This window comes from Rhodococcus sp. T2V (genome assembly GCF_029269925.1).
GTDB classification, from domain to species: domain Bacteria; phylum Actinomycetota; class Actinomycetes; order Mycobacteriales; family Mycobacteriaceae; genus Rhodococcus_F; species Rhodococcus_F koreensis.
Window position 1 is genome coordinate 24,983 of sequence record NZ_JARJBD010000078.1, and the last position, 23,123, is coordinate 48,105.

A 23,123-nucleotide genomic window follows, 5' to 3' on the forward strand; every position below is an offset into this window, starting at 1 on the left:
TCAGGCATGACCCTGTCCGGGCCTGAGATCAGAATGAGTGCCTGACTTTCGAGTTCCACCACGTCGAGTTCCGGCGCGCGCACAGTTATCGCGCGAGCCGAGAATTCGATCGCGCAAACACCCGTGCGGACCGCGCGGAGCATCTGCGCCGGTGTGAACACGGCCTCGGCGTTGATCGTCACCGCCGGGAAAGGCTTCGCTGCGGAACTTGGCGAGGATGGTGGTGAGGGGCTGATTCTCGGCGACGGCATCGTGATCAGATCGACCCCTTGTAATCCGAAGTCATTTCAAGGCATGAACAGAGGCATTGCGTCCTCGAGATCCGCGCAGCACACTCTTGCGGGCTCGACACGGGTTTTGCTCAGTCTCGCTGAGTACCAGTCGTCTACCGACGCGGTGGAACAGTGGCACGTCCAGGTCGCGTTCGAGCCCGAGCAATCGCCTGCGACAGCGAAGGCTATGCGATCAACAGGCACCCTACCGGCAGCATGTCTGTCAGTTAGGTAAAACCTCTAAGGAGGATCGGTTCTCGGTATTGGACGCGGGCGGCCTTGTAGAGCCTTAATGGTCGGAGTCCGAATGTGACTTGCGCGACAATGGAGAAATCCGTGGAATCGCAACCAACGGTCTACCAGATAAGGCCTATCCCGGCCGTGTTGGTATCGATGCCGCCTACCGGGTCTTCTCAACGCTTGAGCAGGTTCGCCAACCCATGGCTTTCGCGAAAGGGGATTGTTGCCCACGATCACGACCGTCCGTGTCAATCGCCCAGATCCGCGCCGACGGTCTGATCCTGCGGCGACGCCGCCATCCGGAGTCCATAACGAGCACTCATGATCGCCGACAGGCCATGCGCTACCAGATCGATCCTGCCCTGTCACACGTCGACACCCTTCCGCGGATTCAAGAACAGAGATTCGGGAGCAACACATGAGATCAGCCGCACCATCAGAAGCCTCGATGGCTGACATACACGCCCGCAAGCACTCGCGGCCGATGGAGGCTCGCGCCGTTGTGAGTGGCGCCTTGGGCTCCGCCTTGGAATACTTCGACTTTGCCGTCTATGGCGCGCTCGCGGCCACGCTGTTTCCGACCCTCTTCTTCCATGAATTGGGTTCGACCGGTGCCTTGTTGGCTTCCTTCGCCACATTCGGTGTCGGCTTCGTCGCTCGACCCGTCGGCGCCATCGTCTTTGGACATCTCGGCGATCGGATCGGCCGCAAGCCAATCCTCTTTGCTACCTTGCTCCTGATGGGCGGGTCCTCGATCCTGATCGGCCTCCTACCAACCGGTCACGGATTCGGCATTGCGGCTCTGCTCGTCGGACTTCGTTTCATCCAGGGCTTCTCACTGGGTGGCGAAGCGATCGGCAACCAACTCATGACCATGGAGCACGGGGACAAGAGCCGGCGCGGACTCTTGGGTGCGTTCATCATCATGGGCTCTCCGATCAGCCAGGTTCTCGCAAACCTCGTTCTCGTGGTGCTGAGCACGACACTGACAGACAATCAGTTCGAAACGTGGGGCTGGCGCGTTCCCTTCCTCGGCAGCATCATCATTGTCGTAGTCGCAGTTTTCATTCGTCTGAAGATCGAAGAAACTCCCGCATTCGTCGCCAACAAGGACATTGACCTCCGCGTCGAAAAGCGCCGAAGCGCAGGACTTCGAGTCCTAGCTACACATCCCCGCCAAGTCTCCTTGCTGACGCTGGCTTGGGGTGGCTCATCACTCAGCTTCTACCTGATCGCCGTGTACGGACTCAGCTACCTGCCCAAAGAGACCGGAATGTCCTCACAGACGGCGTTTGTGATACTGATGGTTGCCAACGGAGCGTCCATCTTCTTCGCGTTGGCAGGAGGGTTCGTTTGCGACCGCATTGGCCGCAAACCAGTATTCCTCTTTGGACTCACCGGTTGCTTCGTCGGCATCACGCTGTTCTTTACTGCGGCTGGGTCCAACCCGGTGACAACGGGACTGATTGTCACCCTCGTACTGTGTTCGATCCAGTTCCTCAGCGGCGCACAGCCTGCGCTCTTTGCGGAGCAATTCCCTACCGAGGTTCGATTCTCGGGCGCTGCCATGTCGCATACCTTCTCCAACCTGATCTTCTCCGCACCTTCTCCGTTCATCGCCGCAGCATTGGCTGCAGTCGGTGGAACCAACTTGGTCATGGTGTTCACACTCTGTGTCATCATCGGTTCCGCCGTCGCGGTGTCCAAGTTGCAGGAAGGGCGACACCTCGACCTCGCCGACTTCACGTCCGACAAAAAGCCGCAACCGCAGCAATCGGATGCAGGAACGATAACTTCAGGGCGGTCTTGACACCTTCTGGCACGCAGAACTAGCGATTCACCGGCATCTCACTCGCGACCGACCCCCGAAGAGCGACTTCCGCTGCCGAATACCCGGACTGACACGATCAAAGGAACACCATAGTGACGAAATATCAGTTGCATATCGCTGGAGATTGGGTAGACCCCGATAGCGGCGAGTGGCTCGATACCATCGATCCGTATCGGGGAGAGGCGTGGGCTCAGATCCCCCGAGGCAACAGCACAGACGTATCGCATGCGGTGTCCGCCGCACAGCACGCAATGACAGATGGTCCGTGGGCGACGATGTCAGCCTCCGCACGCGGAAAGATCATGCGAAATATTGGCGATCTCATCGTCAAGAATGCCCAACGCCTAGCTGAGATCGAAGTGCGCGACAACGGTAAGTTGCTAGCAGAGATGCACGGCCAACTCACTGCGCTCTCCGAAGTTTGGTACTACTACGCAGGTCTCGCCGACAAAATCCAGGGATCATCGATCCCCGTCGAAAAACCCCAATCCGTTGCCTTTACCACCCGAGAGCCCATTGGTGTCGTGGCAGCGCTCACCGCGTGGAACTCGCCGCTGTGGTTCGCTGCGGTCAAATGTGCTCCCGCTCTGGCAGCAGGTTGCGCAGTGGTCGTCAAGCCCTCGGAGTTCGCTTCCGCCAGCACGTTGGAGTTTGCCGGCCTCACGAAGGATGCCGGACTTCCCGATGGGGTGTTCAACGTCGTCACCGGCCTGGGGCCGGAGGTCGGTTCCGCACTGGTCGAGCACCCAGTAGTTTCGAAGATCACTTTCACCGGCTCGGATACAACTGGAACCCGAGTCTATGAGACCGCCGCACGCACCATGAAGCGAGTATCGCTCGAACTCGGTGGAAAGTCCCCGAACATCGTATTCGACGATGCCGACCTCGATATGGCTGCGACGGGAGTGATCTCCGGCATCTTCGGAGCGGCGGGCCAGATGTGCTCCGCGGGGTCGCGGCTGCTCGTCCACAGCTCCATCGCGGAGGCCTTCACGGAGAAGCTGCTTCAGCTCGCCCAGAACATTCGCCTCGGCGATCCCATGGATCCGCAGACGAACGTTGGTCCGATCGCTACTCCACCGCAATATCAGAAGGTTCTGCACTACATTGATGTCGCGAAGGCCGAGGGGGCCCGCTCCATTCTCGGCGGGCGGCCCGCGACCGATCCAGGCTTGGTCGGTGGACAGTTCATCGAACCCACGATCTTCGTCGACGTCACGAACGATATGAAAATCGCACAGGAGGAAGTTTTCGGACCTATTCTGTCGATTATCGAATTTGATGACGAGGATCAAGCCATCGAGCTCGGCAATGATGTTGCCTACGGCCTTGTGGCGGGTGTTTGGACGAAGAGCATCGGACGGGCCCTACGCATGTCGAAGGCCTTGCACGTAGGCACTGTCTGGATAAATACATACCGCACCTACAGTTACATGGTGCCTTTCGGAGGTACGAAGCGGTCCGGCTTGGGCCGTGAACACGGAATCGAAGCCGTCGACGAATATCTCGAAACCAAGAGTGTCGTGATCTCAACGGACGACGGCCAGCCATCAAATGCGTTCGTGATGCGCTAATTACAAACTAGCGCACCACCTGAATTCAGAACCGAACAATAGATAGCAAAAGGATATCGCCAATGACCGAAGCTCTGTCGAAAACACAAGAACTACAGTCTCCGCCGTCGACCCACCGGCTTCTTGGGCGCCGCATCGTCGTCACGGGTGCCGCTTCAGGGATTGGACGATCCACCGCCCAGCTCTTTGCCAGCGAGGGCGCGTCCGTCGCGCTGTTCGATCGCGATGAGAGAGGGGTCCAAGCGACCGCCGAACAGACCAACGGACACGGATTCACAGTTGACATCTCCAATGAGAAGGCAGTTGCCGATGCCGTCGAGAGGGCGGGAGCCGCTCTTGGGGGTATCGATGGGGTTGTGAATGCTGCTGGAATCATGTTCCGCGGCTTAGCGGCCGATGTGCCGGCAGCTGATTGGCGGCAGGTTCTCGAGGTCAACCTCACTGGGGCGTACATCGTCCTGCGAAGCTGCATCCCGTGGATGTTGCGGGAGCAGACCGCGACCGTCGTGAATATTGCTTCTGCGCAAGGGCTGCTGCCCAATGCACCCGGATACACCGCGTACGCGGCGTCTAAGGGCGGGGTGATCAATCTGACGAGGGCGCTTGCAGCCGAGTTGGCACCGAAAGTACGGGTCAATAGTGTCTGCCCGGGCATGGTGGACACCGCGATGGCCGATGGCCACCGGCACAATGTAGGAAGTTACGCATTGAACAGATTGGCGGATCCTGTCGAGATTGCCCGCGCCATTCTCTTCCTGACCAGCGCTGAATCGTCTTATGTCACCGGAGCGGCTCTGGCGACCGATGGGGGTCGAGTGTTCCACTGAGCAATTGTTGCCGCACCTGCCTTTTCACCTGTGACGCTGACCTTCTCGAGGGCGTCGAGGTGCGGCAGGCAGGTCAGTCTCAGCGATACACCGCCTCGGGCAGGGATAGATTCTGGCCGCCATGGTGGCAGGTGCCGGGCGCGAACGATCGACCTGCATCGGCTCTGACGGTGTTCGACCAGGAGTAGGACGAAAGAATAGTTGGCTATGCGACAACGCACCATTGGCGATTTCACCATCAGCGCAATCGGACTCGGCACGATGCCAATGTCGGTTGAAGGACGACCGTCTCCAGAGCAATCGATCGCGACTATCCATGCAGCACTCGACGCCGGCGTCACCCTGCTTGACACCGCCGACGCTTATCACCTCGCCGGCCACAACGAAGCCGGACACGGCGAGGAACTGATCGCCCGGGCGCTCCGGCAATATGGCGGCGACACGTCCTCCGTTCTCGTAGCAACCAAGGGCGGCCATCTGCGCCCCGAGCGAGGAACTTGGGCACTTGACGGGCATCCTGACTACCTGAAGGAGGCCGCCAAAGCCTCGGCCAAACGCCTGGGGGTCGATGCGATCGATCTGTACCAATTTCACCGACCGGATCCGCTGGTGCCGTTTGGTGACTCGGTTGGTGCACTCGCGGAACTCCTGGATGAGGGTGTCATCCGCATGGCCGGCGTCTCCAACACCAACAGTGAGCAGATTCGCCAAGCAAACGCAATCCTCAACGGCCGGCTTGCGTCGGTGCAAAATCAGTACTCCCCACAGTTCGTCTCGAGCGCAGACGAGATCATGGTGTGTGAGGCGATGAGCATCGCGTTCTTGCCTTGGCGCCCACTCGGTGGGATCTCCGCAACCAGCGCGCGCGGCGAAGCATACGACATCTTCCGCGAGATTGCGGTGAGCCACGATGAATCTCCGCAGGTAATCGCCCTGGCCTGGGAGCTTGCGAAGAGCAAATGCGTCATCCCGATCCCTGGTGCATCACGTCCGGAATCGATTCGCGACTCCGTCCGAGCCTCGGTCGTCGACCTCACAACCGAAGAACTCGACCGTCTCGATCGTGCGCTCGGCATCAAAGTGTCCTGAGCATCATCCCCCGAATGGAGGGAACAACTTGCAACTGACTGATTCCTCGAGCCCCTCAGCGGCAGCGGGTGAAACAGTCGGCTACGAGTTCGACTGAATAGGAAGCAATTCAGCGATGTGTCGGTGGATCGGCCAAGGTTCGATTCTGTCGAGTCGATACGGTTCACCTGACAGCGTGTCGATGCGCTGGCGGTTCAGACCTATCGACGAACGGCAGGAGATTCTGGCGAACTGCTCTCGCGCGCAGCGATGTTTGTACTGACGAGGCCGTCGGGTCAGTGTTCGGGGATGGGGTGGCTGGTAGTGGTCCAGGAGGCGAGTAGTCGGAGGCGTTCGGCCGAGGGTGAGCCGGGTTCGGCGGTGTAGATCATGAGGACGAGTCCGGGTTCCGCAGTGAGGACGAGTTCTTCGTATGCGAGGTTGATTTCACCGACGAGCGGGTGGTTGAACCGTTTGGTGCCGGTCCCGTGGGTTCGGACGTCATGGGCACCCCATAGTCTGCGGAAGGTCTCGCTTCGGGTAGAGAGCTCGCCGACGAGGTCCTGCATTGCGCGGTCGTGCGGGTCACGTCCGGCCTCGGCGCGCATGATTGCGACGCACATCTCGGCGAATGCGTCCCAGTCGGGGTAGAAGTCGCGGGAGGCGGGGTCGAGGAATTGGAATCGGGCCAGGTTGGGTGTAAGCCCGCCGTCACCGATCAGGGGCGAGTAGAAGGCGCGTCCGAGTGCGTTCGTCGCGAGAAGGTCCTGGTGCTGGTTCCGGACGAACGCGATGCCGTCGGTGATCGCGTCGAGCGCCCATTGCAGGCTGGGACGTGCGGGTGGTTGCTTGGATGCCCGACGTCGGGGACGCCGTGACGTGGGAATACCGTCGGCGGCGCGCGCGAGGTCGAGCAGGTGCTCACGTTCGGTGTCGTCGAGGTGGAGCGTACGCGAGATTGCATCGAGCACCGACGAGGAGGCGCCGGCGATCGCACCGCGTTCGAGTTTGGAGTAATACTCGACGCTAACCCCCGCCAGCATGGCCACTTCGGCGCGGCGGAGTCCCGGAACTCGCCTGTTCGGGCCAGCCGGAAGCCCCACTTGCTCCGGAGTGAGTTTGGCACGGCGCGACATGAGAAACTCGCGGACCTCGGTGCGGTTGTCCATGCTCGAAAGAATAGATCGTGGTCTGCGGGGGAGGGGTGCTCTCTCGGTACACCTCTCAGCAGGGACTTCCTGGTAACACGACGCGAGGGTTGACTGCCAGTGTGCCAATTTCCTCGTCCCCATCCTCTCGGTCGCAGCGGCCTGCCGGTCGAGTGTTGCCGATCCTGCTGCTCGTGCTGACGGTCTTCGGCCCGATCTCGATGGACCTCTATCTGCCGGTGCTGCCCGCACTGACGATCGAACTCGACGCGGCCACGTCGATGGCACAACTAACCGTGACGGCGTGCCTTGTCGGCCTTGCGCTGGGGCAGCTGATCGCAGGGCCACTGTCGGACAAATTCGGTCGTCGCCTCCCGCTGTTCGTCGGGGTGGCTGCGTACGTCCTCGCCTCCGTGCTGTGCGCGGTGAGCCCGAGCGTCGAGCTGCTGATCGCCGCCCGTCTCGTGCAGGGGATGGCAGGGGGCGTCGGGATCGTCATCGCTCAGGCCGCGGGCCGCGACATCTACTCCGGTGGAGCGCTCATTCGCTTCTATGGTCGCCTCACGGTCCTGGGCGGTTTCGCCGCCATCATCGGGCCGCTGTTGGGGGGTCAGCTTGCGAAGGTCACCGACTGGCGTGGTTTGTTCCTGTTCCTGGCGGCGATCGGTGTGCTCATCCTCGTCGCCATCGTGCTGGGGTTCCGTGAGACCCTTCCTCGTCAGTTGCGCGCGGACGGCGGCTTCGCGCAGATCGGCCACGACGTCCGCACTCTGCTGTCGGACCGCGTGTTCCTCGGCGCGGTGCTTGTCCAGGGCTTCGTATACGCCGCGCTGTTCGCCTACCTGAGCGGGGCGACTTATGTGCTGCAGGGCATGTACGGCCTTTCACCGCAGGAGTATGCGTTCGCGTTCGGCCTGAACTCCGCCGGGTTCATGGTCTTCGGGTTCCTGGCGGGGCGCACCAGCGAACACTGGAGCGTGCAGGGCACACTTCTCGCCGGGCTGGCCATGTGCGCATTCGGAGCACTGGGCCTACTCGCGTCCGGACTGTTTGAACTGCCACTGGCCGCGGTGATCATCTCGCTCGTGGTGATGGTCAGCGGCGTCGCTGTCACCACCCCGCCCACCACCACCCTCGCCCTCGCCGGATACCCGCAGATCGCCGGCACCGCATCGTCACTGCTGGGCATGGCCCGTTTTGCATTCGGCGGCATCTCCGCCCCATTCGTCGGCATCGCAGGAGCCGCCATGTTGCTGCCACTGGGCCTCATCACCGCTGCATCGGTCGCGCTAGCGGCGACCGCATACCTCATATACATGTGCCGCCGGAACACCCCGAATCCAATTCCCGCCTCCGACACAGCCCGCCCGCTGGCGGAACATCGCTAAACCCATCAGTAAGGAACATATTTATGCGTTCAGTCATCATGCACGCGCCCGGCGACGTCCGAGTCGAAGAGCGCGACAACCCGACCATCACCGAACCCACCGACGCGATCATCCGCGTCACCGCGGCCTGCATCTGCGGCTCCGACCTCTGGCCCTACCGCGGTATCGAAAAGCCCGAGTGGCCCCAGCCGATGGGCCACGAGTACGTCGGCGTCGTCGAGCAGATCGGCGAGGACGTCAAGAACGTCAAGGTTGGCGACTTCGTCATCGGGTCGTTCTTCGCCTCCGACAACACCTGCGAGATCTGCCAGTCCGGCTACCAGAGCCGCTGTGTGCACGCCGTTCCCATGGGCTCCATCGGCACCCAGGCAGAGTATGTGCGTGTCCCGCTGGCCGACGGCACCCTGGTAGCCACTCCGACGCAGCCGACCCCGGAACAGATCCCGTCCCTGCTTGCCGCTTCCGATGTCCTCGGCACCGGATGGTTCGCCGCCGTAGCCGCCGAGGCCGGCCCCGGGAAGACAGTTGCGGTCGTCGGCGACGGCGCGGTGGGACTGCTTGCCGTGCTCGCCGCCAAGCACCTCGGCGCACAGCGCATCATCGCCATGAGCCGCCACGCAGATCGACAGGCCCTGGCCCGTACGTTCGGCGCGACCGACATCGTGACCGAACGAGGCGACGACGGCGTCGCGAAGATCAAGGAGCTCACCGACGGTCTCGGGGCGCACTCGGTCATCGAGGCCGTCGGCACTCAGGAATCGATGATGCAAGCCATCGGATCGACCCGTCCCGGCGGTCACGTCGGCTACGTGGGCGTCACCCACGAGGTCGAACTCCCCGGCTTGGAGCTGTTCTTCTCCGGTGTGCACCTGCACGGCGGCCCCGCGCCGGTACGCCGGTTTCTGCCCGAGCTGATCGAGCTCATCATCAGCGGCGAGATCAACCCCGGCGAGGTCTTCGACCTCACCTTGCCCCTCGAGCAAGCTGCCGAAGGATACGAGGCAATGGACGAGCGCCGCGCTACCAAGGTTCTGCTCACACTCTGATCGACACAGAGCGCCCGTGCGGCCCCTTCACCCCTCTGGGGCCGCGCGCCGCCCGACTGGAAGGACCATGCCAATGTCCGCCATCGCCATCGTCGGCGCCGGCAAGGGACTCGGTGCCGCCGTCGCCCGAAAATTCGGCGCCCACGGCTTCGATGTCGCACTCATCTCCCGCACCCAGGGCAACGTTGACGCACTCGCTGCCGACCTGCAGAAGGCGGGCATCAACGCCCGCGGTTACACCGCCAGCGTCCGTGACGCCGATGCCCTCACCGCCGCCCTCGCCCATGCCACCTCCGAGCTCGGCCCGATCGAGGTGCTCGAATACAGCCCGATTCCGCAGCGCGAGTTCCTCCGCCCCGTGCTAGAGACCACTCGCGCCGACCTGACTGCCGCGATCGAATTCTCCGTTCTAGGCCCCGTCACGGCGGTCGGCCACGTGTTGCCGAGCATGCGGGAAAGAGGCCGAGGAACAGTACTGTTCGTCAACGGCGCCAGCGCCGCCCGACCGAATCCGAACGTCGCGGGAACATCGATCGCCTTCGCCGGCGAATCCGCCTACGCACAGATGCTGCACACGGATCTGGCAGACACCGGTGTCCACGTCGCCCAACTCATTATTCCTGGGGCGATCACACCCGGTCACCCGACACACGACCCCGATGTGCTCGCCGACAAACTCTGGACCATGCACACTGCTCGCGGCAGCTTCCGTGAGGTAGTCGACGCAGCCTGAACGGATCGACGTTGACGTCGATAGAACTGCTCGCGGCCAGCACAACACGACCGAGCGCCGCCGACACCGCGCCCACCGAGGCGAAGGGTTCACACGCTCACCGCGTCTGCTGACCGCATGCCGACAGCACGGCGGTGTAAGGGCGTGCGATCACGCCACCGCTCACCAACCACCCAAGTCGGATAGTCCCTGCAATTCCCCTTCAGCCGAAAGCTTTCGGCGCACAAATTTGGAGTATCAACGATGAACACGAAGTCTGATACCGTCGGACAGGCGACGGCAGCTGCCTTCGCGAGGCGGAACCTCAAACGCCGGGGGCTGTTGAAGCTGGCCGGTGCCAGTGCCGCCGTAGTCGGCGTCCTTACGGCGACAGGCTGCGCTCCGGCCGATCAGCCCACCGCGTCCTCGACACCGGCGGCCCAAGCGTCGAACCTGGCCGCTGGTGACACCTCCCATGGTGCGGACAACTTCTACACCAGCGACCGGGTCACCGTGGAGAAGGTGACCTTCAAGAACCAGTACCAGATGAACGTCTCGGGTAACTTGTTCGTCCCCAAGGACATGGACCGTAATGTGACGAATCCGGCGATGGTGGTCGGACATCCGATGGGCGCGGTCAAGGAGCAGAGCGCCAACCTGTACGCGACCAAGATGGCCGAGCAGGGCTTCGTCACCCTGTCTCTGGACCTGTCATTCTGGGGTGAGAGCGACGGCGAGCCCCGCAACGCCGTGGCCCCCGACATCTACGCCGAGGACTTCAGCGCCGGCGTGGACTTTCTGCGCACCCAGTCGTTCGTCGACAGGGAGCGGATCGGCGCGCTCGGGGTCTGCGGCAGCGGCAGCTTCGTGATCAGCGCCGCCAAGATCGACCCGCGGATCAAGGCCGTCGCCACGGTCAGCATGTACGACATGGGTGGCGCCACCCGTAACGGTCTGGGCCACTCGGTCACCCCCGAGCAGCGTCAAGCCGCCCTGGCCCAGGCAGCCGAACAGCGTGATGTGGAGTTCGCCGGTGGTGCAACCGAATACACCAGCGGCACCCCGGAGGAGCTCAATGATCAGTCGACGGCGATCGAGCGCGAGTTCTACGACTTCTACCGCACCGCGCGCGGGAACAGCCCGGACACCACTACGCATCCGACGCTGTCGAGCAATTCAAAGTTCATGAACTTCTACCCCTTCACTGACATCGAGACCATCTCGCCCCGCCCGATGCTGTTCATCACCGGCGACCAGGCCCATTCCCGGGAGTTCAGTGAAGAGGCCTACCGGCTCGCCGGTGAGCCCAAGGAACTGGTGACCGTGCCCGGTGCCGGTCACGTCGATCTCTACGACCGCGTCGACCTCATCCCCTTCGACAAGCTGACCAGCTTCTTCCGTACCAACCTGAACTGACCACGCCTCAAGGAGAAGGAAGAACCGACAGTGTGTGCCGACACCGGTGAGCTGACCTCCGAGGATGGAGGGCCGCTCACCGGTACCGGGGCGAGAACCGTGTTCCGTTCGAGACCACTGTGACGGCGTAGGTTTTGCCGCCGGCGAGGCTGGTTCGGGCGAGGTGAAACGAGCAAAGTTGAACGCGCAAGCGAACCGCGGGCTTTGAGCGGTGCACGACTAGCTGCACGCTCGGAGGAGAGGACGATCCGTGCCGTGCTCGACCACCGTGCCGGAACCGGCGCGATGGTCGAGCACGTAGCCCAGCGCATGGGTCGCCGGGGCGGTCAGATCGGGGACACGCTTGTCGGGGTCCCGGGGTCGATGGTTCCGGACCGGTACGCCGCAGCTTCCGCGTCGGCTGCGCGCAGGAAGCTGGGGGTGTTCGATGCACAGGCGAGGCAGATCGCCTGATGGTCTGCCGAGGGATCCCGATCCATCTCGTAGGCGATGTACGAGTCACCGCAGCGGTGGCACTGAATTCGCGACTCCCAGGGGTCGGCGACCTCGTCGCGCGGGTCGAACGGGCGATCGAGCGTGAACCAGGAGGGCTTCGAGAATCGGAGGGCGATCCCGTACAGGGCTGCCGCGAGTACGCAGCTCGCTGGCGGTGCCCAGACGGCGCCCGTGGTTCCCCCGAATGCGACCATGGCGATGCCCGTCAGAGATGAGACGCCCCAGGCGAACACCCCCGCAGGATTCACCGACGGGACGCGTCCCGGCCGGAATTCCGCCGCCGCGGCGTCCGGTCCCTTGGTTCGCGACGAGACAAGGATGTGGGTGAGGGCGATCGCCACCCAGCTGACGATGATCACGCCCTGGTAGCTCAGCGCCTGCAGGATCCACGTCAGGACGTTCGTCAGCATCATCACGTAGACGATCACGGCAACGACCGCCAGCCAGAACACCCGGGGGAGAGTGAGTTTGAAGGCCCGCGCGAAGAAGTTCTGCAGGTTCGTCGAGGCGAGGTAGAAGTTCCCGGTGTTGACCCGAGTCTGGCTGACGAGGACCCACAACAGTCCCCAGAACCCCATCATCGCGACGATCCCGAGGATCGCCGACTCCTCGCTCAGCGTTCCCTCGATGGCGATGGTGTGCGCCAGAAACATCCCCACGACCGCATTCACGAGAAGTGTCATCACGTAGAAGGGCGTTCCGAAGGTCACGCGCCCGTTGAACGTCGCGTCCTCGGGACGACCGAAGCGGGCGAAGTCCCACGCCATCATGGTGACGACCCAAACACCCATGTACACGGTGTACGCGAACCACCAGCCCGGCACACCGAGGTCGGCTGCGCCGTCGGGTTCGTAGGTGAGCCAGTCGTTGTTGTACCCGTAGCGGACGATGGTCCAGACGACCGAACCTATGAGGCCGACGAGGTAGAGCGGAAGGAGCACCCCGTTGATCTTGTCCAGCCATGTGGTCACGCCGCGCATCGCCAGGGGTGCCTGGTACACCACGACGATCAGACAGCACAGTGCGATCGGGAGGGCGGGGATGTAGGCGTGCAGGGCGCTGGCGACGATGGCGCCTTCTGCGACGACGTAGTAGGTGATGGTGACTCCGAAGAGCGCGGCCGCGAATGCGGAACCGGCTCGACCGAACAGGGCGCGGGAGAAGAGGGACACGCTTGTTCCCGTTTTGGCGGCGTACCTGGCGGCCACCGAGTTGATCGCGCCATAGCTCACGGCCGACAGTGCGATGCCGATCAGGGTGTCGACCGTACCCACGGCAAGCGTGACCGTACTTCCTACCACGACCCAGAACATCGCGCTCATCAGCCCGAGCCACGCCATCGGGACCGACAGGCGCCCGCTGCGCCACGACAGGGGAACGATGTGCAGTGAGTAGTCCTCGGCAGCAGCGTGTTCGAGAACCTTGGGATCGTCATGTGATGACACGACGAGTGCGGGCACTGTGTTGTTCGCACTCAACTCCGGCGATAGTGGCATGGTTGTTCCTTTCGATGACGGTTTCTGGCGCCGTTGCCATCTGGATCCTGAAATTTGGAGGTTGCACCTCGCCCGGGTGCCCCACGACCTCGATGAGGCACCCGAGCAGGTAGGAGCGGACGTGGGCTCAGACTGCCGCGGTCTCGGAGATCGAGAGCGTCCCCTTGATGTAGTCGACGCCGGGATCATCGGTCCAGTGGACGATCGTGCGTCGCTTCAGCATCGCGCGGAACTGATCGGTGGTATTGGGCAGCACCTCGCCGCTGCCCCAGTCCAGGATCACTCCGTACTGGCGGACGCAGTCCATCTCGTTGATCAGACCGGACCGGTACTCCGCCGATACCTCCTGTGGATCACGCTCCATCCAGGCATGCCGGTTGTTCCGGATGTACTCGCGGGCCTTGCCGGTGGCGCCGGCGTCCACCTCGTACTCGAAGACCTCGGGGTCGATCTCCTTGATGACGACTCCGTAGTCCTTTTCGGCGCGTTCGATCGTGACGTAGCCGTCGATGACGTCCTCGAGCACGGCGTCGACGGCACGCTGCAGCGGATCGCCCAGGCCGCCGCCCCCGGCGGAAGGGCGGGTGAACTCGTCTCCGGATTTGATCGGTACTGCCGCGAAGATCGAGCCCAGGTATTGCTCGTTGTCGGTTCCCTTGTTGAGCCAGACACCGTGCGGAATCGAGGGCAATCCGCCCCACAGCCCCCAGGTGACCGAGCGCTCCCGGTCACAGCAGTAGGACATCACGGTGTTGCTGCTGGCCCACAGTCGGCCGCCCTTCTCGGCACCGAGTCCGCCGCGGTATTTTCCCGGGCCTCCGGAATCGGGTACCAGATCATGGCACGAGGTGAGTACCGGGGCCAGTCGCTCCTGGCCTTCGAACGGTTGAGTGCCGTACTGGACTCCGAACACGGCGGCCGATGCGTTGTAGCCGTCGGCACCGTTTCGGGCGCCCCAGCCTCCCATCATCCAGTCGTACCACATGAAGTTGGGGTTGCCGTTTTCGCGCCCGTCGCGCCCACCCACCAGCAGATACTCGAGGTTGAAGGTGCAGGCCATGGCGCGTTCGGGCTGGATGTCGGACCAGATCTCGAACACCGAGCTCATGATCTTTTCGAACGGCCCGGAGCAGAATCCGGCACACGGCGACGGCCAGTCTGCGTTGACCACCGAACCGAGCGGGCCGAGATCTGCTGTTACGACACGGTAGAAGCCGGAATTGAGCGGGATGTCCGGGAACTGCATCTTGGTGCCGGCGACGATTCCGGCGAACGAACCACCGAACCCGGCGTTGAGCATCGAGGAGATGGACGCATGTGACTCGCTGAGGTCGTAGTGGACGGTGTCACCCTTGATGGTCATCTTCATGGTGACCGGGATCAGGCCCTCGCCCAGTGCCGGATCCTGGTCGATGTAGTCCTCGGTGTACCACACGCCGTCGGGCAGGGCGGCGATCTTGGCGCGGGTGAGATCTTCGACGTAATCCTGGACCTCGGCCATGGCCGTCTTGATCGTGTCGACACCGTATTTGTCGCACAGACGCTGTATTTCGCGTTCGGCGACACGAGTGGCCTCGGCCTGCGCCTGCATGTCGCCGATGATGTCGCGTGGGTTCCGGGTGTTCTTGGCGATGAGGTAGGCGACGTCCTCGAGGAACTGGTCCTTGCTCCACAGTCGGGTCGGCGGAATTCGCAGGCCCTCGCCCATGTGGTCGAGTGCCTTGACGTTGAACGAGCCCGGGGTCGCGCCGCCGACGTCCGCCCAATGGCCGTTGGCCTGCGCGTAGCCGAGCAGTTCGCCCTCGTAGTAGATCGGCCGGATGATCCGGGTGTCGTTGAAGTGGCTACCTCCTTCGTACACGTCGTTGATGACGAAGACGTCCCCCGGATGGATGTCGCCCTCGAATTGGCGGATCACGGCCTTGGCGGTGTAGTGGAGGGTGCCGACGTGCGCTGCGATGTCACCCGTTCCCTGCATGACGGTGTTGCCCTCGGGGTCGCAGATCGCCGAGGAAAAGTCACGCGAGTAGATGACGAACGAATAGCAGGTCCGCAGGATCTGTTCTGCCATCTGATCGACGGTGTTGATGAAGGCGTTCTTGAGAACTTCGAATGTCACCGGGTCCAGTGATGTAGCCATGATTCCAATACCTCTTCCGAATTCGATTGCAGCCGAACGTTATTTATGCGGAGTGCTCGAGGATGAGATTTCCCCATTCGTCGACCCGGGCGGTTGTCCGAGGCGGAACGACGGTGGTCGAATCCAGCTGGTCCACGATGCAGGGACCGGACAGGACCGCCCCCGAGGGAAGGGCGGCGCGGTCGAACACCGGAGTGTCGAGGCGAGCCACCTCGTCCGGGAACAGGACGTGCCGGACCTCGGTCGGAACCGGCACGAAGTCCGCGGGGTCGATGAGTTTCGCAGGCTTGACCTCGGTCCTCGGAGTGAGACCGATGGCGCGGACCAGGATTCGGTAGATCTCCACGCCCGCGTCGTCGGCGGCAAAGTTGTGCTCCCTGAGATGGGTGGCGTGGAACGTGGCGACAACGTCGTCGAGGTTCGCCAGCGGCACGGTCACGGGCACGGCGATGGCCCGCCACTGACCGAGGTACCGCATGTCGAGGTAGTACTCGAAGATCATGTCCGCGTCGTCGACGTGCTCCGCGGCCAGGCGTTCGCGTCCCTGCGCCTCGAGTTCGCGGAACGACTCTGCGAGGTGGCCGAGGTCGGCCTCGGCCGCATCAGCAAGATACATCTTGGTGAGGTCGTGCTGGATGTCGACGAGCATGCAGCCCATCGCCGAGGTCACTCCCGGGTGCGGCGGGATGATCACCGCGGGGATGCCCAGGTCCTTGGCCAGGTAGGCGGCATGTAACGGTCCGGCCCCGCCGAATCCGACGAGGGCGAAGTCGCGCGGATCGTGACCCTTGCGGATCGAGATCAGTCGAATGGCGTCCGCCATGTTCGCATTGGCCACCTTGATGATCGACTGCGCGGCCGTTTCCACGTCCAGGCCGAGTGGTCGGGCGACCTTCTCGACGGCGGTGCGCGCGAGCGACTCGTCGAGCTCCTTGACTCCGCCGGCCAGCTTCTTGCCGACGGTGCCCAGGATCAGGTTGGCGTCGGTGTTGGTCACCAACTCGCCCCCGCCGCCGTAGCAGGCGGGCCCGGGCTCCGATCCTGCCGACTGCGGTCCGTTGCGAAGTGAGCCGGCGTCGTCCAGCCATGCGATCGAACCGCCACCGGCGCCGATGGTGAGGACCTCGATGCTCGGGAAGCAGATCGGATAGCCGAATTCGACACTCCACATGTTCGTCGTCCCCAGCACCCCGTTGTCCGTGAGGGACACGTCGGTGGAGGTGCCGCCCATGTCGAACCCGATCGAGTTCTCGTATCCGCACATTCGCGCGATGTGACGACTGGCGATCGCGCCCGCGGCGATACCCGAGGCTGCCAGGCGCGCACCGTACTTCTCCGCCATGGTGGGGGTCATCATGCCGCCGCCGGAGTGGAGAAGCAGGACGTCGTTGGCGTATCCGTTCTCTGCGAGCCGCCCCTCCAGGGTGCGCGCGTATGGCCCGATGATCGGTACCAGTGCAGCATTGGCGACGGTGGTCGAAAATCGTTCGTACTCGAAGATTTCGGGAAGGACGTCGCTCGATGTCGTGATCGCGACACCCGGCAGCTCCTGCGCCAGGATCTCCGCCATCCGGTTCTCGTGGTCGGGGTTGGTGAACGAGTTGACAAAGCACACGGCCACGGTCTCAACCGCACGGCGCTTGAGGATCCGCGCGACGTCACGCGCCTGATCTTCGTCCAGCGGTTCGAGAACCGTGCCGTCGTAGCCGATGCGCTCGCGGACCGTCAGGCGGTGCCGGCGAGGAACGAAGGGCTCGGCGACTTCTTGGTAGGGATCCCAGGTTTCGCGGTCTCCTCGGCGAATTTCGATGACGTCGCGAAATCCTTCGGTCGTGACGAGCGCGATCCGGGGGAAGTTGCGAGTGATGAGGGCATTGGTCGCGATCGTCGTTCCGTGCGAGAAGAACTCGACATCCTCCCAGCTCACACCCGCCTGCTTCATCCCGGCGAGCACGCCCTCGATCGGGTCGGCCTGGGTCGGGTACTTCGCGGTGATGATCTGCCCGTCCTCACGCTGAACGAACACGTCGGTGAAGGTTCCTCCGATGTCGACCGCGGTGCGGATCTTCTCCGGCCTACTGATGGCTTCGGTCATGGTGCCCTCCTCGGGATGTGTCGCTGACCTCCGTCACACAACGCTTCGCCGCCGGAACCGGCAATTGGCCCATCGACCGATCGGAGGCCCGCCGATACTGGAGATTGACACAGGTCGACTACCCGCGCTCGCCTCTACCTGCAGGAACGAGTGGACGAGTCGAGTAACATCCAGGTATCCGACATCCCGGCGAAACCGATGGTCACCGGATTGCAACACGCTCCGCGCGGGGTGCGGAGCACTTCCCGTCTCCGCCGTGTGGCGCGTCCGGAGTGCCCGTAGAGTGGCATTCGACCGCCACGAGGTGGCCCCCTCCCGCGAGAGGAGTGAACGAGTGAAGATCGGCATGCTGTACTCACTCAGCGGCGCGCAGGCGGAAATGGAGAAGTCCATACTCGACGGCGCCGTGGTCGCGGTTCACGAGATCAACGCGAGCGGTGGAGTACTCGGCGAGGAACTGACAGTTGCGGTGTTCGACGATCGCTCGGAAGTCGCATCGACGGCACGCGGAATCGACCATCTGTGCCGTGACGAGTCCGTCGACGTCATCGTCGGTGGGTACACCTCGGCCAGCAGGGTTGCGATGCGGCCGGCCATCCACGCCAATCGGTCACTGCTGATGTATCCGACGTACTTCGAGGGCGAAGAGACCGATTCGCGCGTATTCTATTGCGGCGCAGCGCCCAACCAGTACCTCACTGACTATCTCGGCTGGATTGCGGGCACGCTCGGGCGACGGGTCTACATCGTCGGATCCGACTACATTTACCCCAGGGTCCTCGGCGAGGCGATACGCCGACTCGGGGCGCATTGGGACGTCGAGACCGTCGGGGACTGGTACGCACCGCTCGGCGAGACCTCCTTCGCGGAGGTCCTCGACGACATCGGGCGTCAACGTCCGTCGGTGATTGTCTGCAACCTTGTCGGGCGTGACTCGACGACGGCGTTCTACACCCAGTTTCACGGTGCCGGCTTCACGGCGGCTTCACTTCCCATCGCGGCGACGGCCACCACCGCGATCGATCTGGGGCACATGCCACCGGAGGTCAGCGACGGCCACTACATGGTCGCCACCTACTTCTCGAGGGTCGAGTCGGACGTCAACGCGGCGTACCGGCAATCGCTGATCGACATCTGCGGACAACACCGCACACACGCGGCGCAGGTCGGCGCGTACAACGCCGTACACGCACTGCGTCTCGCCGCAGAGCAGTCCCGGTCACTGGACCCGGTCGATCTCTCCGAGGCCCTGCTCTGTGTTCGATTCGACGCCAATCCGGAGGGATTGCCCTTCTACTTCCGAAGCGATCACTACAGCGCGCATCCGTCCTACGTCGGGCGGGCGGCCGACGGCGACTACGACGTCATCGAGGAGTTCCCACCCAGGCTTCCCGAACCCTGGTGGGCGGGGAGCATTCCGCTATCCGCGTCGAGCTGATTCCCTCAGGGCGAGAGCGAGATAGAAGTCCGCACGATCGGCGGTGGCGTGGATCCCGCGCCCGGTCAAGCGCTCGATGCGGGTGAGTCGGTATCGAAGCGTGTTGATGTGGATGCCCAGCTCGGCAGCCGTCGCACCCCAGTGCCCGTCCAGCGCGAGGAAGGTGCGCAGCGTCTCGAGGTAGGCGGAACCCTTGTGTTCGTCGTAGTCGACGACCGGTTTCAGCAGCGCCTGGTAGAGGACGCTCGCCAGCCGCGGCTCGGTCGCGAGCAGTGTCGCCGCCAGGGGTGCCGGAAGCGGAACTGAATGTCCCTCGGAGCGCGAGGAGCGGGCGTGACGATCTGCCAGTTGACGAGCGCTGATCAATCCTCGCACCAGGTCGTCGCTGCTTCGGAGGACACAGGAGCTCGTGCCGATGGAGGGCGTGCAGCCGTGTCGTTGGGCGAACAGCCTCGCCAGGACCTCGAGGTGATGATCGAACCCGGTGCCGTCGGCGGCACCGCCTGCAGCACCCCCACCGTCGATCGTGATCAGGGTGTACGCGCCGTCCTCGTAGGTACCGCACACGCAGGTACCGCCGCTGCGCAGCCCGAGATCTTGCAGCGCGGCAACAACCTGCTCAATCGGTGTGGCCGCGCTCTCCGGCACGACGACCGCGACCGCCCGGATCCGGGTCCCCGGTTCCAGCCCCAGGGATCGCGCCCACGGATCGAGTGCCGCGGAGGCGACCTTCGCTCCGATCAGCTCCCGGATCAACGCGCTCTCGGACTGCTGTCGCGCCGTCCTTGTCACCTCGATTGCGTGAGCCTGGGCGTCGATCTGTTCGGCAAGCCGGCTCACCCTTTGCACGTCCCACGAAATGCGATTCGGATTCGTCAGAATGAGAGCGTGGCCGGATCTAGGAAGTGTCGCGTGTATTGCGGCGGCGGCGCTCGAGATTCGCTCCAATGGAACCGGATTGCGCGCCAGGATTTTTGTCAGAAGGTCGATGTCGGGTGGGTTCGATCCGGAGAGGACACACCCCTGCATCACCAGGGCGCCTCTGACACCGCTCTTTCCGGCGAACCGGTCGATCAGGTCGCTAATCGCTTCGGGGCCCGATTCCCGCTTCTGCTCGCTCGGGGAACCCACGGGTTGTGGCAGGAGTGCGGCACCGAGCTGATCGAATGGCATGGTCTTCGGTAGCAGGAAGACCGGGATGGATCGGCGCACGCACTCGGTCAGGAATTCCGGCGGAAGACTGCAGTCGTCATTATCGATGACCACCGCAATCCCTCCGGCCGATCGCAACGCGGAGGGAAGCGATTCGGGTCCCGGCAGCGAGGACCAGACCGTCGACGGGAGGTAGACCAGGCTGCCCTCCGGGGGATCGATCGACGACGCGGGGTCGAGCTCGTAGAGCGCATTCACCGGATCATGCCGCACCTTCTCCACGGCGCCGGGCGTGAGGGATCGCAGGCCCCCATGATCGACAAGATCGCCTACCGTGGCCAACGCGCCTCCCTCCGGACTCGGGTCGTGCGCCGATTATCGCGCCATACAGGGGTTTTCTCGACCGGTGGAGGGCGCACGCGTGGTCGAGGCGGACGGTGTCGTTCGACACCGGTCACCCACCAGCGGCGATAGCAACCGCGACACTGCCGGTCACCGGCCGCGGTGTTCGGGGGGACCACCAACGTCGGGTTCTTCTACATCCAGGCCGCCACCGTGCTGATCCTGATCCTGGCCGCGAACACCGCCTACAACGGGTTCCCGCTGCTCGCCTCGATCCTGGCCCGCGACCGCTACCTACCCCGCCAGCTCAACACCCGCGGCGACCGGCTCGCGTTCAGCAACGGCATCGTGCTGCTCGCCCTGGCCGCCGGCATCCTGATCGTCGTCTTCGACGCCTCGGTTACCCACCTCATCCAGCTCTACATTTTGGGGGTGTTCACCTCCTTCACCCTCAGCCAGGCCGGGATGGTGCGGCACTGGAACCGGCTGCTGCGCGCCGAACCCGGCCGGGCCGAGCGGCACCGGATCCGGTTGCGGCGCACCGTCAACGGGATCGGCTGCGCCCTCACCGGGCTGGTGCTGATCATCGTGACCGCCACCAAGTTCACCCAGGGCGCCTACCTGGTGGTGATCGCGATGCCGATCCTGTTCGTGATGATGAAGGCCATCCGCCGGCACTACGACCGGGTGGCCGCCGCCCTGGTCCTCGACGAGGACAGCTTCGACCTTCCCTCCCGGGTGCATGCCATCGTGCTGATCTCTCAGCTGCACAAACCGGCCGCCCGCGCCCTCGCGTATGCCCGGGCCACCCGGCCCTCGCTCCTCGAGGCCGTCACGGTGCAGAGCGACGACACGGCCCGCCTGCAGAAGGAGTGGGACAAGCAGGGTATGCCGGTGTCGCTGAAGGTGCTCGCGTCCCCGTACCGGGAGGTGACCCGGCCGATCGTCACCTATGTCAAAAATATTCGGCGGGACAACCCCCGCGAGGTGATCACCATCTACATCCCCGAATACGTCGTCGGGCACTGGTGGGAACACCTGCTGCACAACCAGAGCGCCCTGCGGCTCAAGGGCCGGCTGCTGTACACCCCGGGGGTGATGGTCACCAGCGTGCCCTGGCTGCTGGACTCGGCCGAACACATCACGTATCCGACGGCCAGGCCCGCCTCCGGCGACATCCGCCGCGGAACCATCGCACCCGGAACGGCAGCGTCGCACCACCCGCGCTGAGTGGCACACCCCGCGGCGAGGGATCGGCGGCGGCACCGTGCAGGGTGCCGGACCCGTCCACGGGGGCCGATAGTGGAAGTACCCCGCCAGTTTGGGGGGCTGTCGCGCGCCCCTCTCACGTGGGGGTGGCGCGGTGAGCGGGCTCGCGTTCGCGTCCCCGTTCTGGCTGTTGTTCGCCGTCACCGCGGTCGCGGTCGCGGCCGGGTACGTTCTGGTGCAGCGGGTGCGGCACCGGCACCTGCTGCGGTTCACCAACCTCGCCCTCCTCGAACGGGTGGCCCCGAAACGTCCCGGGCCGACACGGCACATCCCGGTCGCCCTGATGGTGGTGGGACTGTTGCTGCTGGCGGTCGCCCTGGCCGGGCCCACCGCCGACAAGAGGGTGCCCCGCAACCGGGCCATCGTCGTCCTGGTGATCGACGTGTCCCTGTCGATGCAGGCCACCGACGTGCCGCCGTCCCGGATCGCGGTGGCCCAGGAGGCCGCCAAGGCCTTCGCCGACGACCTGACCGCGGGGATCAACCTCGGGCTGGTGTCCTTCTAAGGCTGCCCCCTTGGAGTGGACACCCCTGACAATGGTTCTAGGAGAGCCAGGAGGGATGTCGAAGTGGGACGCCAGTCTCTATACCCGGAGGAATTCCGGAAGGATGCGATCGCGCTGTACCGCGCGGCCGACGGTAAACGCACCTACGCGGCGGTCGCCGCAGATCTGGGCATCAGTGGCGAGACGCTGCGAACCTGGGTCCGCAAGGACACCGCCCGCAATGCACACTCCGATCACCGCCGCACCGCCGGTGGTGAGACCGAAACGGACGAACTCGCGCGCCTGCGGGCAGAGAACGCCCGGCTACGCGGTGCGGCGAAGGAATGGCAGCTCGAACGCGAGATTCTGCGCCGGGCAGCCGCCTATTTTGCAAAGGAGGTGAAGTGAAGACCCGCCGCTGGGACTTCATCTCCGCTCATCGCGCCGAATTCGGCGTGCAGCGGCTGTGCCGGGTGCTCGGGACCTCCCGCTCCGGCTACTACAAGCACCTGGCCACCGAGCCGGCCCGAGTTGAGCGCGAGACCGAGGAAGCCACCACGGTCGCCGAGATCCGTGCCATCCACGCCGAGCACCGCAGCGCGTACGGCGCCCCGCGGGTGCATGCCGAACTCCGCTCCCGCGGGCGCAGGATCAACCGCAAACGGGTGACCCGGCTGATGCGGATCCACC

General features: G+C 63.9%; 14 protein-coding genes and 3 pseudogenes. 12 read left to right on the plus strand and 5 right to left on the minus strand.

The window, feature by feature from the left end; all coding sequences use genetic code 11:
- The first annotated feature begins 960 nt into the window (after window positions 1-960).
- The 4 genes from P3H15_RS40340 (at window position 961) to P3H15_RS40355 (ending at window position 5,833) form a co-directional block, all read left to right on the plus strand.
- Window positions 961-2,322, plus strand: a complete 1,362-nt coding sequence (locus P3H15_RS40340) for an MFS transporter (protein ID WP_276142395.1) — start codon at window positions 961-963, stop codon at window positions 2,320-2,322.
- 113 nt (window positions 2,323-2,435) lie between these two features.
- Window positions 2,436-3,917: an aldehyde dehydrogenase gene (locus P3H15_RS40345; protein WP_276142396.1), complete on the plus strand. Its 1,482-nt coding sequence runs from the start codon at window positions 2,436-2,438 to the stop codon at window positions 3,915-3,917.
- A 62-nt stretch (window positions 3,918-3,979) separates the two neighbouring features.
- Window positions 3,980-4,744 (plus strand): SDR family NAD(P)-dependent oxidoreductase, encoded by a 765-nt coding sequence (locus tag P3H15_RS40350; RefSeq protein ID WP_276142397.1) that lies wholly within the window; start codon window positions 3,980-3,982, stop codon window positions 4,742-4,744.
- 207 nt (window positions 4,745-4,951) lie between these two features.
- A complete protein-coding gene (locus tag P3H15_RS40355; protein ID WP_276142398.1) occupies window positions 4,952-5,833 on the plus strand; it encodes an aldo/keto reductase in 882 nt (293 codons plus the stop codon).
- Window positions 5,834-6,108: 275 nt separating this feature from the next.
- Here P3H15_RS40355 and P3H15_RS40360 read toward each other — a convergent pair whose 3' ends face one another.
- On the minus strand, window positions 6,109-6,981 hold the full coding sequence (locus P3H15_RS40360; RefSeq protein ID WP_276142399.1) for a helix-turn-helix transcriptional regulator: 873 nt from the start codon (window positions 6,979-6,981) through the stop codon (window positions 6,109-6,111).
- Between the two features lie 152 nt (window positions 6,982-7,133).
- Between P3H15_RS40360 and P3H15_RS40365 the strand changes: the two genes are divergently transcribed.
- From P3H15_RS40365 to P3H15_RS40380, 4 genes are all read left to right on the plus strand, one after another.
- The gene (locus tag P3H15_RS40365; protein WP_276142400.1) at window positions 7,134-8,348 is read left to right on the plus strand and encodes a multidrug effflux MFS transporter; all 1,215 of its coding nucleotides are present in this window, start codon (window positions 7,134-7,136) and stop codon (window positions 8,346-8,348) included.
- A gap of 23 nt (window positions 8,349-8,371) precedes the next feature.
- A complete protein-coding gene (locus tag P3H15_RS40370; protein ID WP_276142401.1) occupies window positions 8,372-9,394 on the plus strand; it encodes a zinc-dependent alcohol dehydrogenase family protein in 1,023 nt (340 codons plus the stop codon).
- A 73-nt stretch (window positions 9,395-9,467) separates the two neighbouring features.
- Window positions 9,468-10,127: an SDR family NAD(P)-dependent oxidoreductase gene (locus P3H15_RS40375; protein ID WP_276142402.1), complete on the plus strand. Its 660-nt coding sequence runs from the start codon at window positions 9,468-9,470 to the stop codon at window positions 10,125-10,127.
- A gap of 243 nt (window positions 10,128-10,370) precedes the next feature.
- The gene (locus P3H15_RS40380; protein WP_276142403.1) at window positions 10,371-11,522 is read left to right on the plus strand and encodes an alpha/beta hydrolase; all 1,152 of its coding nucleotides are present in this window, start codon (window positions 10,371-10,373) and stop codon (window positions 11,520-11,522) included.
- 326 nt (window positions 11,523-11,848) lie between these two features.
- Here P3H15_RS40380 and P3H15_RS40385 read toward each other — a convergent pair whose 3' ends face one another.
- From P3H15_RS40385 to P3H15_RS40395, 3 genes are all read right to left on the minus strand, one after another.
- The gene (locus P3H15_RS40385) at window positions 11,849-13,513 is read right to left on the minus strand and encodes a cytosine permease (RefSeq protein WP_276142404.1); all 1,665 of its coding nucleotides are present in this window, start codon (window positions 13,511-13,513) and stop codon (window positions 11,849-11,851) included.
- Window positions 13,514-13,640: 127 nt separating this feature from the next.
- Window positions 13,641-15,653: a hydantoinase B/oxoprolinase family protein gene (locus P3H15_RS40390; protein ID WP_276142405.1), complete on the minus strand. Its 2,013-nt coding sequence runs from the start codon at window positions 15,651-15,653 to the stop codon at window positions 13,641-13,643.
- A 43-nt stretch (window positions 15,654-15,696) separates the two neighbouring features.
- The gene (locus tag P3H15_RS40395) at window positions 15,697-17,748 is read right to left on the minus strand and encodes a hydantoinase/oxoprolinase family protein (RefSeq protein ID WP_276142406.1); all 2,052 of its coding nucleotides are present in this window, start codon (window positions 17,746-17,748) and stop codon (window positions 15,697-15,699) included.
- A 334-nt stretch (window positions 17,749-18,082) separates the two neighbouring features.
- Between P3H15_RS40395 and P3H15_RS40400 the strand changes: the two genes are divergently transcribed.
- Complete coding sequence (locus P3H15_RS40400; protein WP_346348829.1) at window positions 18,083-19,186, plus strand: transporter substrate-binding protein; 1,104 nt, start codon at window positions 18,083-18,085, stop codon at window positions 19,184-19,186.
- Here the strand turns inward: P3H15_RS40400 and P3H15_RS40405 are convergent.
- Window positions 19,169-20,680, minus strand: coding sequence for a CdaR family transcriptional regulator (locus tag P3H15_RS40405; RefSeq protein ID WP_276142407.1), 1,512 nt, complete (start codon window positions 20,678-20,680; stop codon window positions 19,169-19,171). The two genes, P3H15_RS40400 and P3H15_RS40405, sit on opposite strands and share 18 nt — an antisense overlap.
- A gap of 156 nt (window positions 20,681-20,836) precedes the next feature.
- Here P3H15_RS40405 and P3H15_RS40410 point away from each other — a divergent pair.
- The 3 pseudogenes from P3H15_RS40410 to P3H15_RS40420 form a co-directional block, all read left to right on the plus strand.
- Window positions 20,837-21,910 (plus strand): annotated as a pseudogene (locus P3H15_RS40410) (APC family permease); the annotation flags it as partial.
- Between the two features lie 133 nt (window positions 21,911-22,043).
- A pseudogene (locus P3H15_RS40415) lies at window positions 22,044-22,451 on the plus strand (VWA domain-containing protein); the annotation flags it as partial.
- A 66-nt stretch (window positions 22,452-22,517) separates the two neighbouring features.
- Window positions 22,518-23,123: pseudogene (locus tag P3H15_RS40420) on the plus strand (IS3 family transposase); the annotation flags it as partial.

Excerpts from the sequence above, each read along its gene's own strand:
- P3H15_RS40340 (WP_276142395.1), top strand. The coding sequence starts at position 961 with ATGGCTGACATACACGCCCGCAAGCACTCGCGGCCGATGGAGGCTCGC.
- P3H15_RS40350 (WP_276142397.1), top strand. The coding sequence starts at position 3,980 with ATGACCGAAGCTCTGTCGAAAACACAAGAACTACAGTCTCCGCCGTCG.
- P3H15_RS40355 (WP_276142398.1), top strand. The coding sequence starts at position 4,952 with ATGCGACAACGCACCATTGGCGATTTCACCATCAGCGCAATCGGACTC.
- P3H15_RS40360 (WP_276142399.1), bottom strand. The coding sequence starts at position 6,981 with ATGGACAACCGCACCGAGGTCCGCGAGTTTCTCATGTCGCGCCGTGCC.
- P3H15_RS40370 (WP_276142401.1), top strand. The coding sequence starts at position 8,372 with ATGCGTTCAGTCATCATGCACGCGCCCGGCGACGTCCGAGTCGAAGAG.
- P3H15_RS40375 (WP_276142402.1), top strand. The coding sequence starts at position 9,468 with ATGTCCGCCATCGCCATCGTCGGCGCCGGCAAGGGACTCGGTGCCGCC.
- P3H15_RS40380 (WP_276142403.1), top strand. The coding sequence starts at position 10,371 with ATGAACACGAAGTCTGATACCGTCGGACAGGCGACGGCAGCTGCCTTC.
- P3H15_RS40385 (WP_276142404.1), bottom strand. The coding sequence starts at position 13,513 with ATGCCACTATCGCCGGAGTTGAGTGCGAACAACACAGTGCCCGCACTC.
- P3H15_RS40390 (WP_276142405.1), bottom strand. The coding sequence starts at position 15,653 with ATGGCTACATCACTGGACCCGGTGACATTCGAAGTTCTCAAGAACGCC.
- P3H15_RS40395 (WP_276142406.1), bottom strand. The coding sequence starts at position 17,748 with ATGACCGAAGCCATCAGTAGGCCGGAGAAGATCCGCACCGCGGTCGAC.